The organism is Flaviflexus ciconiae (assembly GCF_003971195.1).
Taxonomy (GTDB): Bacteria; Actinomycetota; Actinomycetes; order Actinomycetales; family Actinomycetaceae; genus Flaviflexus; species Flaviflexus ciconiae.
Genome location: NZ_CP034593.1, coordinates 2,199,138 through 2,211,830, shown reverse-complemented (window position 1 = coordinate 2,211,830; position 12,693 = coordinate 2,199,138). Strand labels below are relative to the sequence as shown.

The following is a 12,693-nucleotide window of genomic DNA, read 5'->3' as shown; positions in this document are numbered from 1 at the left end:
GACTGGAGCTGGCCCAAAACCGGACTATCATGATCACTGATAGTGGAGGGAAGACCATGACAGTAATCAAGATCAACGCCATCGAGGTTCCGGAAGGTTCCGGTGACGCTCTTGCGGAGCGTTTCTCGCCCCGTGCACGGGCCATGGACGACGTTCCCGGCTCCGAAGGCTTTGAGCTTCTGCGCCCCGAGGATGGCCGTAACACGTGGCTCGTCATTACCCGGTGGAAGGATGAGGAGTCTTTCCAGGCGTGGACATCATCCCAGAATTTCCGCGAGGGCCACGACCGGTCGGGCGGTAAGAAGCCTGTCGGTACCGGTTCGGAGATCTGGAACTACTCTGTTGCGGTGACCAGTGGCCGGTAAGGCAGGTAAGACTCTTCGTCGCGGTATCGCTAACGCGCTCATTGCTGTCACGCCGAAGTGGAAGCCCAGCATCGAACCCTGGCCAAACAAGTCGATTATCATCGGTGCCCCGCACACGTCGAACTTCGACGCCCTTCTCATGGTTCTCATCATGTGGCGGGCCGAACGGGAGTTCAACTTCCTTGTTAAGGACGAGGTCATGAAGGTCCCGGTCCTCAAGTCAATCGTTCGTTGGCTCGGCGGCATTCCCGTCAATCGTCGTAAAAGCACGGGCCTTACCCACGGGATCTCGCAGGTTGCTCAGCAGGCCGACACGTTCACGCTCTGCATCACGCCCAAGGGTACCCGCTCAAAACAGGACTTCTGGAAGTCCGGCTTCTACCGGATTGCCTACGAGAACAAGCTTCCCATCACGTTCGGTTTCGTGGACTCGGTTTCTAAAACCTTTGGCACCGGGCCCACATTCGAACCGACGTGGGACATCACGAAGGACATGGAAGTGATCCGGGCATTCTATGCGGACATGCTGGGGTTCAAGCCGGATCAGACATCAACGCCGCGGTTGCGTGCAGAAGACGACGCGGAGGCCGCCGCGTACCTTCTCCGTCCCGTCGACGACGGACCGGTTTCCTAGGATTCTGTCGCACCGGTCTCCCATTAGGTAGGTACACGGCACAACTTGCGACTGTGGGCTTCCCGAAACCCACAGTCATTCTTGAGAAGGCATCAGTAGAGACCCGTGACCGACGGCTTGCACCGCAAACCGTCACCAAGCTACTACTCGAGAAGCGCCCTAATGTCATCTGCGGTGATCGGGGCTCCGCTACCGCTATCGATAAGCTCAGCGAAGCCACGCTTTCGTTCTTGGAGGGCAACGACCTTCTCTTCGATACTGCCGGTGGATGCCATGCGGTAGACGTGGACGTGCTTGTCTTGACCGATTCGGTGGGCGCGGTCAATAGCCTGCTCTTCCGCAGCGGGGTTCCACCAGGGGTCCATGACAAACACATAGTCGGCTTCGATCAGGGTCAGGCCGACACCGCCCGCCTTAAGCGAGATGAGGAAGACGGGCTTTTCTCCCGACTTGAATGACTGGATTTCCCGGTCGCGGTTTCTCGTACTTCCATCAAGATAAGCGTAGGATATTTTCGCCTTATCAAGCTGCTCACCGATTCTGGCCAGATAGCTTGTGAACTGGGAGAACACGAGAACCTGGTGTCCGGCGGGAATAAGAGTATCGAGATGTTCGAGAAGAACCTGGGTCTTGGTGGCGGGCGGCCCCCCATCATCCAACAGTCCGGGGTCGATTGCGAGGCGACGAAGCCTCGTCAGCGAAGCCAGGATTGAGATCTTGTTGCCGTCCGGATCCTGAATAAGCCCGAGGACTTCCTGTCGTTCTCGTTCCAGCTGTTTCACGTAGCGTGCCCGATGGTTGTCATCCATCTCGATCGAGAGAACTGTCGACATTTTCTCGGGCAGGTCCGAGCAACATCGGACTTCTTGCGCCTCATGAGGAATGGTTTCGTTAGCTTCATGAGAAGAGCCCGGGCAACGGGATCCCCGTTGCGTTCGATGGGTCGCTTGAATTTTTCAGAGAACTTATCGGCTGCCGGTAGAAGCCCGGGAGTTGATAGCCCAAACAGTGCGCCGAGGTCGCCAATCGTGTTCTCGATCGGTGTGCCGGTTACCGCGAAGGTCCATTCCCTACGTAGCTTGATCAGGGCGCGATATCCAATCGTCCGCGGGTTCTTCACTGCCTGCGCTTCGTCAAGGACAACACCTTCCCAGGTGACACCCTCATAGGCATCCCCTTCGAGGCGAAGAAGAGTGTAGGACGTGACGACAATATCTGCGGCAGCTAGTTCCTCCACTGACTCCTCACGCTTCTTTGCTGTTGCCGTCACCGTATTGACGGTGAGTCCCGGAGCAAAGCGGGTTGCCTCATGTGCCCAGGTGGAAACCACCGACGTGGGGGCAACGATCAGAACGGGGCCACCCAGTCGTCCCAGTTCCTTGAGTTTGGTGATCGCGGCAAGGACCTGGACGGTCTTACCAAGGCCCATGTCATCGGCAAGAATCCCCCGTACTGCGCTAATGCTAGGCGGACTAGCCAGGAGTACCCCACCTCCTGGTAAGGGCGCAGGGTTGCCGTCAGAGAAGCTGGAACATCAACGGGCTGCCCGAGCTCCCGGAGCCTGCCAAGTCGGTCCTCCAGGAGCCCATCAAGCTGATCGTCAGGGATGCTGAGAGCGTGGAGCTGAGCTGCGGGAACACTGATCGTTTTACCCTTGATTCGACCGAGCATCGCCGCTTCTCGCAGGAGCTTCCGTAGCTCGTCAAACTCCTCCCCGAGCTTGATAAGAACGCTACCGAACTCCAGGTAGGGCTGGCCGCCAACCAATGCCGGGTACAGGACCGGCAACGGAACATCGTGACCGTCAACCTCGACCGTCATTGCCAGATCCAGCCAGTCACGTTCGCTAGCGGCATTGATCCGCAGCTCGGGGATGGCACGCACGAGCTCAATGTCGCCTCCCTTGGAGAACGACACCTCGATGCCGACGTCCTTGAGAGCGGGCACGAAGAACTCCCGGAAGGTCTCCAAGTATTCGGGGGCGAGTTGCGACGATGCTGGAATCCGCCATGTCGGCGGGAGATCCGCCTCCGCCCAGAGGCGCTCCGCGATCGCCACGTCGTCTGCAAGACCAGATGCATCGATCAAATCGGTGACAAGCAGTTCATTGGAGCCTACTGCTCGGCGGGCCTGCTTCCATTTCAACAGGAGGGAAAGCCCGGATGGCCTCGTCACATCGAGGTGGAGGCGGGGCTCCGTGAACTCGGTCTTCGTGAACGACCCGTCGGGTGACACGATGTCAACCTCACCAACCGCGGGCAGGAAGGTTGCTTCAAACTCCAGCCGGTCCTTCTCGTTAACGGGAATGGTGCCACGGGAGGCAATAAGGGACTGGATCTGCGTCGGGATGGAAGGCGCGATATTGGCAAGCTTCCCCTTTGACAGTGCAAGAACGGGTACAACTCCGGGAACCGTGTATGCACGGACCCCGTCACTGGGCCGGGCCACCACGGGCCTTGCCGTAATATCACCCGCACCCTCGATTTCCATGCGCACGGGCCAGTAGTCGTCCGCGAGCGCCAGCGTTTCCATGTCGGGGTCGAGAATCTCGATGCCGTTACTGGCGAGTTGACGGAGGAAGGACATTCCTTCGGCTCCCAGGTCGGAGACCAGAATGTCGGTGGGCGAGTTCCAAGGTCGACTGCGGCGTGCCGTGCGGTGGAGGTGCCGGAGAATACTAACGTGGCGTTGGTCGAGCCCGTCCGTCGTGGACTGCCAGTGGTTGTTTGTGAGGTCCGGCCACGGTAGGAGCACCCAGTGACCTTTACTCCGCCGGAACGGCGTGAGCGGCCCTCCTTCGCTACGAGTATCGACCTTCAGCGCCAGGCCAGCTCCACCGGACTTACGGGTGGATGTCATAGCGGTGAGCAAGCTCCGCCACCCTAGATCCCCGCCGGCCCCGAGTCCCATGAGGGTAGCGACCATGTGTTTACAGTAGCTACCGACGGGACACGTGCATCGCCCGTCAAATGGTTCGATGCTGTCAATCATGACGAGATAGGTGCGACCTTTGCCCTTAACTCGAGCAACGATGCTGTCCTCGACGGTGACCGATGCGAGCCTGTCTTCCCGGTGGTAGCCCCGTCCGCGCTCAACCATGGCGTCTCCGAAGAGTGCGATGAGATCCTCGTCGGTCAGGTCCTTAGCCTGCTGAGAAAGATTTTCGCCCATTGCACCAGCTTACGACCTGAACCTGACACCGGTCATCCGAGATTCCTCACGCTTCATGTCACCCCACACCGCTGCGCGTCGATCAGAGCACAGAATCAGTCCGGTAATTCACTGGCAAGAAGCCGCCGTGCTTCCTCGGCAAGCCGCCGATCTTCCTCGTGCTCTGAGCTGGCGAGTGCGGCAACCATGTATGCCGCCCATCCCCGCGCCCGTTCCCAGAGGAAGGCATCATCGGGCTCGCCAAGCATGCGGAGGATTATTCGAGCATCCTCACGCTGTTGCTTTGTGAAGGCCAAGATGAATGCCGCGTAGTCCACTGCGGGGTCGCCGGCACCGAGGTCACCAAAGTCGATGATTCCCGAAATCGAGCCGCCGGCCGTCAAAATGTTTCGCGCATGTAGGTCGCCATGGCACCAGACTGGTTCCCTATCCCACGGCAGGGCCACAACGCCCCGCTCGAAGAGGGGCCGGAGCAGAGCTTCCATGTCAGTTCCCCGAACATATTTGTTGAAGGCATCTGCCTTCCTTTCCAGTGCGACGTTTCTGTGGGGGCTGACGGGAGCGCCCGGGGGTGCCTTCTCGTGGAGTGCTGCAAAGACGGTCGCGAGGTCCCGGGCTGCCCTCCCGCGGTCTTCGGATGGGATGTCGGAGAGGGGAGCTCCTGCCACGTAATCAACGAGGAGCCAACGGTAGGGGAAGAAATCCGTTGATTCTCCATAGAACCTTGGTGTTGGGACGCTGAACCCGCTCTCAATGAGCAGGCTCGTAGCCCGTTCCGTCCACCGATACTCCTTCGCCAGGAGTTCGGCTGCCGCCGCCGAGGTCGACAGGCGTAGGCAACGGTCCCCCCATTTGTACACCGCGCTATCCCACCCCGTGCCGATAAGGACGGGTTGTCCGGATCCGGCTAGCTCATCAGGAACCGCGGCTGCCAGTTCGTCAACTACCGCCTGGGTAAAGTTTGTCCGCATAAACTATCCTTCTTCGACTGCGTCTGCCTGACCCAACTCTAGGAACCCCGGGGTCCGCTCGCGCTGAGGCGGCTCCTGTTCCGTTTGTAGCGGTCACTGTGGATATCTCTTGAACATGACAGATCGGACGGGAGCCTCCTAGCCTTTCTTCCGCAACCTATGGGTGCCCGGACCGTTGCTGCATGTTCCAGGAATGCATTCGTTCCAGTAGCTTTGGACCATCGGCCCTCAGTCCATCATGGTGGTAGTCGTTCGTGAGGAACGGCTTGAAGCCACGGATCTGTGCCGCGGTTTCCAGGGAGAGGGATGCTGGGACGAACATGTCGTCCCAGAACACCCAACCGGAGGCCGGAACCGTATTCTCGTTAAGCACCTCCGTGTTGTAGAGCCTGGGGAAAGAACGCTCCGCAACGAGATTTGCTGCTTCCGCCATGGGAGCCAGGCTGGGGTCGTCGCTCATTTGCCAGGGGAAGACGTGCTCGCCGGAGAAGAGGAACTGTGCTCCGGCCTGCTGCGCCGCCTTCTCGGTCTCGTGCGGTGACTGTTCGGTTCCCGGGAGGGCATGGTCTGGGAACTCGTTTCTCATGCGGTGTGCGGACCAGGAAGTTGGACCGCCGGCTGTTCCCGAGTAGATGGACTCGTGGAGGACCCCATAGATGGGGTTCTGGGCAAACGAGAGCCGGTCAGACACCTGCAGGAGGAAGCGGGAGTTTAGTTTCTTCTCACCCTTGATCACTGTGAACGGGTCTTCGAAGAGGAACCGGAGTGTTTGCGGGCCGTAGGAGTAACCGAGGACGAGCCCAAGCATGCGGAGCCGTGCCGGCGTCAGCCGTTCCCCGGTAACGAGCCGCTCATCGCTGTTCTCGAGGTGAACGGCAACATCCCATACGCGGTCGTGAAGTCCGGGGAAGGATCGGAACATCTCTTCGTTCCGTGCCTTCGTCGAAGCCCACGTCAACCGGTAGGTTTCATCAGCATGCTTGCTGACCGAGGGCAGGCCTGCCGTGATCATGACCGAAGCGAGTCCGTAGGGCGCCCGTGAGAGATAGGCAGTGTTGATGAAACCACCAAAAGACTGCCCAAGCACATGCCAGGGTTTATCCCCCTGCAGTTCCTGCCTGAGCTGCTCAGCATCATCAATGATCGCGTCGGCCCTGAAGCAGGCAAGGTAGTCGGCCTGCGCGGCAGAATCTCCCTGGGCGGTAACGATGGCAGAATCGATGGGGCTTGAAGCGCCCGTGCCTCGTTGGTCAAAAAGAATGACGCGGTAGTGATTGAGTAGCCAGTCCACCCAGCCACCAACGGGTGCCGGGCGTGGGGCCGGTGAGCCCGGTCCACCCTGGAAGAATACGAGGCGCGGGGCCTTCTCCTGTCCATCACGTACCACTTCACGAGCAAAGACAGAGATGTTCCCTGCTAGCTTGCCGCTGCGGTCGAGCGGCACCTCGATCCGGTGATCGGAAAAGGTATCTCCACCGATTCTGTATCTTTCTGTCTCAATCGTCATGCTTTGATTATGCATGGTATGCGGGTGGCGGAATGGGTGGAACACCGTTCTAAGGCGTGCCAGAGTGGAAAGGAGATGGGTTCGACTCACGACCCGTCCTTTCTTACTGTCAAGAGCAGGAGCATCATCATGGCATCCGTTTCGCCAATCACTTTCCACAATGGGGTTCGAATCCCCCAGGTCGGTCTTGGCGTGTGGCAGGTCCCTGCCGACGAAGTTCAGCAGACTGTCGAGACCGCCCTCGAGCTTGGTTACCGGCACATTGACGGGGCTGCGGCCTACGACAATGAGGAGGGTGTCGGTGCCGCACTGAAAGCCACAGGGGTGGACCGGGATGACATTTTTGTAACCACGAAGCTCCGCAACGGCGAGCAGGGATACGAGTCCGCGCTGAAGGCCTTTGACGACTCCCGTAAGCGCCTGGGGTTGGATGTTATTGATCTTTACCTGATCCACTGGCCTAGCCCGAAGCGTGATCTGTATGTAGAGACCTGGAAGGCGTTCGAGAAGCTCTACGAGGAAGGTGCTGTGCGCGCCGTCGGTGTCGCCAACTTCCTTCCCGAGTATCTCGATCGGATTATCGGCGAAGCAAGCATCAAGCCGATGGTCAACCAGTTTGAACTTCACCCAACGTTCCAGCAGGCAGATGTTGAGGCTGCATCGAAGGACGCTGGCCTTGCCGTTCAGGCATACTCCCCGCTCGGGCGCGGCGATGACTTAAACGCGCCCGAGGTCAAGGAAATTGCCGATCGCATTGAGGCAACCCCGGCGCAGGTCATTCTCGCCTGGCATCTAGCCAAGGGCAGGATCATCATTCCCAAGTCCACCAACCCGGACCGGATGGCAGAGAATCTATCCTCCGCCGATGTTCACCTGAGCGCCGACGACATCACACTCATCGACTCCCTTGAAGCTGGCAACATGGTCGTCCTGGATCCCCGTGAAGTTGAGCTATCCCAGATCCGGTAACCGCAAAGCGATCATCCACTCGAGCCACACATCAGGCCATTTAGAAGTAGAGACGTGTCGACGCTTTACCGGACGGTTGTGGATTATGGCTCCGGGCAATCTCTAAAGGATTGCCCGGAACGCAGGACTCGTGGAGAGAATTCAGAATCCCGACGATTCGTCCCTTGGCTTTGCTTCCCGGACGCTCACACCCTCGTGAGTCAGGAGTTGCGCCTTCATACCTTCCGTGGCCGCGTAGCTTCCCGGCACAACGGGCGGGCCCACGTGGGACGCAGCGACAACTCTGTGGCAGGGGACGAACAGCAGGCAGGGATTCTCCGAACACGCTCGGCCCGCTAGCCTCGGTAAATAACGCAGACCCGCACGGTCAGCCAGTTCCCCATAGGTCACAACCGAGCCCGCGGGGACCTTGCGGAGCTGTTCCCTCAGCTGGACAAGCTTTGGTGTTCCCGTGATCCACACAGGAACGTCCATGAGGCGACCAAAGTCGCCGTTAGTCCATGCCTCCAGTGCTTCCGTCACATTGCTCGGCAGATCACCCCTGCGGTAGGGGCGGCCAGCCGCAATGGCATCGAGACTGTCAAAGCCGGACGCGATAACGGTGCCCGCGTCATCGACGAAGACCGACAGCTCGGCGAAACCGAGGCTGAAGGTTGCCCCTAGAGGGGTGCCGGTGTGCTGAGAATCCATTGGAATCCAAACGGGTCACGGATCCGTCCGGCACGGATACCGGTTTCATGATCATCGACGTCGGTAATCTTTTCTGCGCCGTGCTTAATGGCCGCCTCAGCGAGAACATCGGGCGCGGCAGTTTCGATGAGCAGGATGATGCCATGCTCATCGGAGCAGGCGTCCCGATCGTCGGCCTTGCGGATCGCGATGGCATACCCTTGGACACTGATCTGCGTCGTGTTCCGGTGTACCTTCTTGATGTCCGCCTGGAAAACCTTCGTATAAAAATCGAGTGCTGCGTTGTCATCTTCGACAACCAGAATCGGTATGAGTTGCATACCTCCAAGGTATCAACAGTGCAGGTCACAGGATAGTCCGTCCATAAATACGGCTTCTGACTCTTGCTCCCCACTGCCTGTGGACAAGCACCTGGGTCACTGTCGATGAGATCGTTTGAGAATCGGTGACCGGGAGTTTACGTAGCAGTTGGAATCGGGGGACAATGGTGGCATGACTAAGACCCTGACAATGAATACCGGAGCGACGATCCCCGTTCTTGGCTACGGAACTTACAAGATTGCTCCCGCCGATGCGGCGGCGGCTGTCACGATGGCGCTGGATGCTGGCTACCGACATATCGACACGGCTCAGATGTACGGCAACGAAGCAGAGGTAGGCGAAGCTATCGAGGCCTCGAGCATTGACCGAGGCGACATCTTCCTCACAACGAAGCTCAACAATACGAATCACCTTGCGAAGGATGCTCGAGCATCCTTCGCCCAGTCGCTTGAGGATCTACGGACCGACTATGTTGACCTGTTCCTGATCCACTGGCCGCTACCCACCCTTTACGATGGCGACTTCCTGTCGACCTGGAAGGTCCTGGAAGAGTTCTATGCGGATGGTCGCGCCAAGGCCATTGGTGTTTCAAACTTCCTTCCCGAGCACATCGACGTTCTGCTTGAGGGCTCCGACGTGGTGCCAGCAATCAACCAGATCGAGGTTCACCCCTATTTCACAAACGAGGACTCCCGCGCGAAGAACACGGAGGCCGGGATCATTAACCAGGCATGGTCCCCGCTCGGTCGTGCCGCAGTACTGACCGATCCGGTAATCGAGGAGATCGCGGAGCGCATTGGCGTAACACCCGCACAGGTGGTTCTTGCCTGGCATCTGAACCGCGGTGACGTTGTTATCCCGAAGTCGGTCACGCCGTCTCGCGTTGCTTCCAATATGGACATCTTTGACGTACCGCTCACCGAGGCGGATCATGAGAGGATCACGGCGCTCAACCGCGGAGAGGACGGTCGTCAGGGCTCGAATCCCGCAACCATGGATCGTCTGTGACAGAAAGGGAATCCATGAATTTTGCATATACGATCGCCGGATCTGAGGCGAGCGGCGTTGCCGGCTTCCAGGTCGACATTCGCACGTTCCACGAACTGGGGGTCTTCGGGCTCGGCGCACTGACCTGTGTCGTGACCATGCACCCGGACGATGACTGGGGCCACAAGTTCACCCCGATGCCTCCCGAGCGAATTGCCGAACAGATCGCTGCGGCCACGGCCTCGTTCGATCTCGACACGGTGAAGATTGGTATGCTCGGCACAATCCCCACGATCGAGACAGTAGCTGAAGCACTGCGTAAGCAGCCGTGGAAGAACGTCGTGGTCGACCCTGTCCTCATCTTTAAGGGACAGGAAGCCGGCCAGGCATTCGACACCGATCAGGCACTCCGTACCGAGATTCTGTCGCAGGCAACGGTGACAACCCCGAACCACTTCGAGGCCCTCACCCTGTCAGGCATGGAATCCTTCGACAGCGTTGACGATCTCGTTGAGGCCGCGAAGCGTATCTCCGATCATGGCCCCCGCTCCGTTGTCGTTAAGGGCGGTATTGACTTCCCCGGTGATGATGCTGTCGACGTCCTCTGGGATGGCGAAGAGGCAACGATTTACCGGGCACCGAAGGTCGGCTCCTATCGTGTCAACGGTGCCGGATGTACGCTGGCGGCTGCGATCACCGCAGAGCTCGCAAAGGGCACGGAGATTCGCCAGGCAGTCCAGGTAGCCAAGGATGTAGTCACCGCCGGCATTGAGAACCGCATTGTCGCCCATCCTCCGTTCGACACGGTGTGGCAAGGTGCCTACCAGCACTGATCCAGTTATTGCTGTTCTCGGCAGCACGGTAGAGGGCGGGGCCCCCAGCCCCGCCCTTCGTCGTCGCCTAGACACGGCAACGAACGAGTGGTTGGTGGCTCACCGTTCCGGGCTCCGCCCGCTCGTCATCTGCCTTGGTGGGATCGGCGGAAAAGGCATCCAGCCGGAGGCGCCGGTCATGGCCAACTACCTGGAATCACACGGAATTCCCCGTGCCGTCCTTGTTGAAGAGGCCTGGTCGCGGACCACGGAGGAGAATCTTCTCCACCTGCGGGCAATTCTCACCCACGACGGCTTTCCGGAGGCCTGGGCCGGACTCCCAGCTACCGATGTCCCCGATCCCCGCACCCTGGATCAGCGGACACTTCGACCGGGCAAACATGTCCCGCTGACGATCGTGACATCGCGCAGTCACCTCCCAAGAACAAAGCTTCTTGCAAAAGGGCTGGGTTTAGCAGTCCGCGGTATCCCCGCGCCGGAACCGGTCGCGTCCCTTTCTCTCCTCAGAGAAGCGGGAGCACTCATACTGTGGGGAGCAAGAACCGTTGGCCGGAAAGTCACCAATTATTGAGACCCAGCTCAGGCAGAGCAGCCTCGAGCAAGCCAAAGATGTGCCCCCGAAATTGTCGGGGGCACATCTCAGTCTTTACTTCAGCATTGGACAGCTCAAAATCGCACGGTCATCGGGATTGCACGGTCAGATTACTCAAGCTGGGACTCCATGAAGCGTGCGTAGTGGCCTTGGAAGGTCAGCATGATTGAGCCAACGGGGCCCGCCCTGTGCTTGCCGACGATGACTTCACCTAGACCCGACGGTGATTCTTCTCGGGACTTATACATGTCTTCGCGATGGAGGAGGATAACAACGTCAGCGTCCTGCTCGAGCGATCCGGACTCACGAAGGTCAGAGACCATCGGCTTCTTTGTTTCTCGCTTCTCAGAGTCACGGTTCAGCTGAGCAACCGCGATGATCGGCACTCCGAGCTCCTTCGCAAGAAGCTTGATGGAACGTGAGAAGTCGGAGACTTCCTGCTGGCGGGATTCGACACTCTTCGCGCCCGAGGTGAGAAGCTGAAGGTAGTCGATAACGATGAGCTTGATATCGCTCTGCTGCTTGAGTCGGCGACATTTTGCCCGGATCTCCGCCATCGTGAGGTTCGGAGAGTCATCAACAATCAGCGGGGCCTTAGAGATTCTGTCGAGGCCCTTAACGACGCGCTGCCAGTCATCGGGGTCATATTGCCCTTGATCATGCGGTCAAGGAAGACGCTGGACTCGGCCGCCAGCACGCGCATAGACAGTTCGGTCCTGTTCATTTCCAGCGAGAAGTAGACGACCGGCTGGTTGTGGTGAACCGCGGCTGCACGGCACACGTCCATCGCAAAGGTTGACTTACCGGCACCGGGACGGGCCGCCACAATAATCATCTGACCCGGCCGGAAGCCGTTCAGCATGGCATCCACAGACGGGAAGCCCGACGAGATACCTTCGATCTCGCCGCCGCGGGACTCGTTGTGCTCCAGCGTTTGAACGAGGTCCTCGATAATGTCGCTCATGATCGCGTAGTCGCGGTTATCGTCCGAGTCCGTCATCGCATAGACCTCGGACTGGGCCATGTTGATGAGCTGGTCCACCTCGGCACCATCGGTTGAGTAGCCGAGCTGAACAATTCTCGTTCCCGCTTCGACAAGAGCACGCAACTGCGACTGCTCCCGCACGATTGATGCGTAATAGGAGGCGTTGGCGGCCGTGGGAACGCTTGCGACAAGCGAGTGCAGGTAGGGCAAGCCACCAACCCGCTCGAGCTCGCCACGACGCTTAAGCTCAGCACCGACAGTCACAGCATCGGCGGGCTCTCCGTCCCCAAAGAATTGCATGATGATCTCAAAGATCAGCGCATGCGAGGGACGATAGAAATCGTCCGGTTGCAGGATCTCCGTTACGTCCGCGACCGCATCCTTTGACAGCATCATGCCGCCAAGAACCGACATCTCAGCCTCAATATTCTGCGGCGGTGTGCGCTCGAAACCGCCTCCGGATTCTGTCATACCTCTCCTTTACCCTCTAGGTGGACTATACCGGTGGATGGAGATTCAGCTGCTTGTGGATAACCTGTGGACAACTTCTTGTTTTCCGTGGAAACACGCCCGAAATACGGTGGATAACTTGTGGATAAACATCCGGGTTGTCCACAAAGTTCAGACTGCGTTAAATCACATCCTTGTAATTCCACGAGGATCTGGCG

13 protein-coding genes and 1 pseudogene are annotated in these 12,693 nt (G+C 58.9%); 6 read left to right on the top strand and 8 right to left on the bottom strand.

The window, feature by feature from the left end; genetic code table 11:
* Window positions 1-56 precede the first annotated feature (56 nt).
* Together EJ997_RS09675 and EJ997_RS09670 are read left to right on the top strand one after the other, a co-directional pair.
* Window positions 57-365: an antibiotic biosynthesis monooxygenase family protein gene (locus EJ997_RS09675; protein ID WP_126704367.1), complete on the top strand. Its 309-nt coding sequence runs from the start codon at window positions 57-59 to the stop codon at window positions 363-365.
* The gene (locus tag EJ997_RS09670) at window positions 355-999 is read left to right on the top strand and encodes a 1-acyl-sn-glycerol-3-phosphate acyltransferase (RefSeq protein ID WP_228201467.1); all 645 of its coding nucleotides are present in this window, start codon (window positions 355-357) and stop codon (window positions 997-999) included. The genes EJ997_RS09675 and EJ997_RS09670 overlap by 11 nt, the downstream gene beginning before the upstream one ends.
* Window positions 1,000-1,142: 143 nt before the next feature.
* On the opposite strand, the gene EJ997_RS09665 is transcribed toward EJ997_RS09670, so the two are convergent.
* The 5 genes from EJ997_RS09665 to EJ997_RS09645 all read right to left on the bottom strand — a co-directional run bounded on the left by EJ997_RS09665 (window position 1,143) and on the right by EJ997_RS09645 (window position 6,648).
* The gene (locus EJ997_RS09665; RefSeq protein WP_126704366.1) at window positions 1,143-1,832 is read right to left on the bottom strand and encodes a DEAD/DEAH box helicase; all 690 of its coding nucleotides are present in this window, start codon (window positions 1,830-1,832) and stop codon (window positions 1,143-1,145) included.
* Window positions 1,778-2,428: an SNF2-related protein gene (locus EJ997_RS09660; protein ID WP_126704365.1), complete on the bottom strand. Its 651-nt coding sequence runs from the start codon at window positions 2,426-2,428 to the stop codon at window positions 1,778-1,780. Before EJ997_RS09660 ends, EJ997_RS09665 begins: the two co-directional genes overlap by 55 nt.
* A complete protein-coding gene (locus tag EJ997_RS09655) occupies window positions 2,347-4,170 on the bottom strand; it encodes an SWIM zinc finger family protein (RefSeq protein WP_126704364.1) in 1,824 nt (607 codons plus the stop codon). The genes EJ997_RS09660 and EJ997_RS09655 overlap by 82 nt, the downstream gene beginning before the upstream one ends.
* 95 nt (window positions 4,171-4,265) lie before the next feature.
* Window positions 4,266-5,141 (bottom strand): phosphotransferase, encoded by an 876-nt coding sequence (locus tag EJ997_RS09650; protein WP_126704363.1) that lies wholly within the window; start codon window positions 5,139-5,141, stop codon window positions 4,266-4,268.
* A gap of 157 nt (window positions 5,142-5,298) precedes the next feature.
* A complete protein-coding gene (locus tag EJ997_RS09645) occupies window positions 5,299-6,648 on the bottom strand; it encodes an alpha/beta fold hydrolase (protein WP_126704362.1) in 1,350 nt (449 codons plus the stop codon).
* 129 nt (window positions 6,649-6,777) lie between these two features.
* Here EJ997_RS09645 and EJ997_RS09640 point away from each other — a divergent pair, with 129 nt between their 5' ends.
* Window positions 6,778-7,617, top strand: coding sequence for an aldo/keto reductase (locus EJ997_RS09640; protein ID WP_126704361.1), 840 nt, complete (start codon window positions 6,778-6,780; stop codon window positions 7,615-7,617).
* A gap of 141 nt (window positions 7,618-7,758) precedes the next feature.
* Here the strand turns inward: EJ997_RS09640 and EJ997_RS09635 are convergent, their stop codons facing one another.
* Window positions 7,759-8,307, bottom strand: a complete 549-nt coding sequence (locus EJ997_RS09635) for a methylated-DNA--[protein]-cysteine S-methyltransferase (RefSeq protein WP_126704360.1) — start codon at window positions 8,305-8,307, stop codon at window positions 7,759-7,761.
* Window positions 8,277-8,627 carry a VOC family protein gene (locus EJ997_RS09630; protein ID WP_126704359.1) on the bottom strand — a complete coding sequence of 117 codons (351 nt, stop codon included), beginning with the start codon at window positions 8,625-8,627 and terminating at the stop codon, window positions 8,277-8,279. Before EJ997_RS09630 ends, EJ997_RS09635 begins: the two co-directional genes overlap by 31 nt.
* A 172-nt stretch (window positions 8,628-8,799) precedes the next feature.
* On the opposite strand from EJ997_RS09630, the gene EJ997_RS09625 reads away from it, so the two are divergent.
* Genes EJ997_RS09625 through EJ997_RS09615 form a run of 3 tightly spaced genes read left to right on the top strand, consistent with a single transcriptional unit; the run spans window position 8,800 to window position 11,019 of the window.
* The gene (locus tag EJ997_RS09625) at window positions 8,800-9,636 is read left to right on the top strand and encodes an aldo/keto reductase (protein ID WP_126704358.1); all 837 of its coding nucleotides are present in this window, start codon (window positions 8,800-8,802) and stop codon (window positions 9,634-9,636) included.
* Window positions 9,637-9,650: 14 nt separating this feature from the next.
* A complete protein-coding gene (locus EJ997_RS09620; protein ID WP_126704357.1) occupies window positions 9,651-10,448 on the top strand; it encodes a PfkB family carbohydrate kinase in 798 nt (265 codons plus the stop codon).
* Window positions 10,432-11,019, top strand: coding sequence for a YdcF family protein (locus EJ997_RS09615; protein ID WP_164719928.1), 588 nt, complete (start codon window positions 10,432-10,434; stop codon window positions 11,017-11,019). The genes EJ997_RS09620 and EJ997_RS09615 overlap by 17 nt, the downstream gene beginning before the upstream one ends.
* A 131-nt stretch (window positions 11,020-11,150) precedes the next feature.
* Here the strand turns inward: EJ997_RS09615 and dnaB are convergent.
* A pseudogene (gene dnaB / locus EJ997_RS09610) lies at window positions 11,151-12,418 on the bottom strand (replicative DNA helicase).
* Between the last annotated feature and the right edge of the window lie 275 nt (window positions 12,419-12,693).

Bases quoted from the DNA above. Each gene is read 5' to 3' on its own strand.
- EJ997_RS09660 (WP_126704365.1), bottom strand. From the start codon at position 2,428: ATGGGCCTTGGTAAGACCGTCCAGGTCCTTGCCGCGATCACCAAACTC.
- EJ997_RS09650 (WP_126704363.1), bottom strand. From the start codon at position 5,141: ATGCGGACAAACTTTACCCAGGCGGTAGTTGACGAACTGGCAGCCGCG.
- EJ997_RS09625 (WP_126704358.1), top strand. From the start codon at position 8,800: ATGACTAAGACCCTGACAATGAATACCGGAGCGACGATCCCCGTTCTT.
- EJ997_RS09620 (WP_126704357.1), top strand. From the start codon at position 9,651: ATGAATTTTGCATATACGATCGCCGGATCTGAGGCGAGCGGCGTTGCC.
- EJ997_RS09665 (WP_126704366.1), bottom strand. From the start codon at position 1,832: ATGTCGACAGTTCTCTCGATCGAGATGGATGACAACCATCGGGCACGC.
- EJ997_RS09630 (WP_126704359.1), bottom strand. From the start codon at position 8,627: ATGCAACTCATACCGATTCTGGTTGTCGAAGATGACAACGCAGCACTC.
- EJ997_RS09645 (WP_126704362.1), bottom strand. From the start codon at position 6,648: ATGACGATTGAGACAGAAAGATACAGAATCGGTGGAGATACCTTTTCC.
- EJ997_RS09655 (WP_126704364.1), bottom strand. From the start codon at position 4,170: ATGGGCGAAAATCTTTCTCAGCAGGCTAAGGACCTGACCGACGAGGAT.
- EJ997_RS09640 (WP_126704361.1), top strand. From the start codon at position 6,778: ATGGCATCCGTTTCGCCAATCACTTTCCACAATGGGGTTCGAATCCCC.
- EJ997_RS09675 (WP_126704367.1), top strand. From the start codon at position 57: ATGACAGTAATCAAGATCAACGCCATCGAGGTTCCGGAAGGTTCCGGT.
- EJ997_RS09635 (WP_126704360.1), bottom strand. From the start codon at position 8,307: ATGGATTCTCAGCACACCGGCACCCCTCTAGGGGCAACCTTCAGCCTC.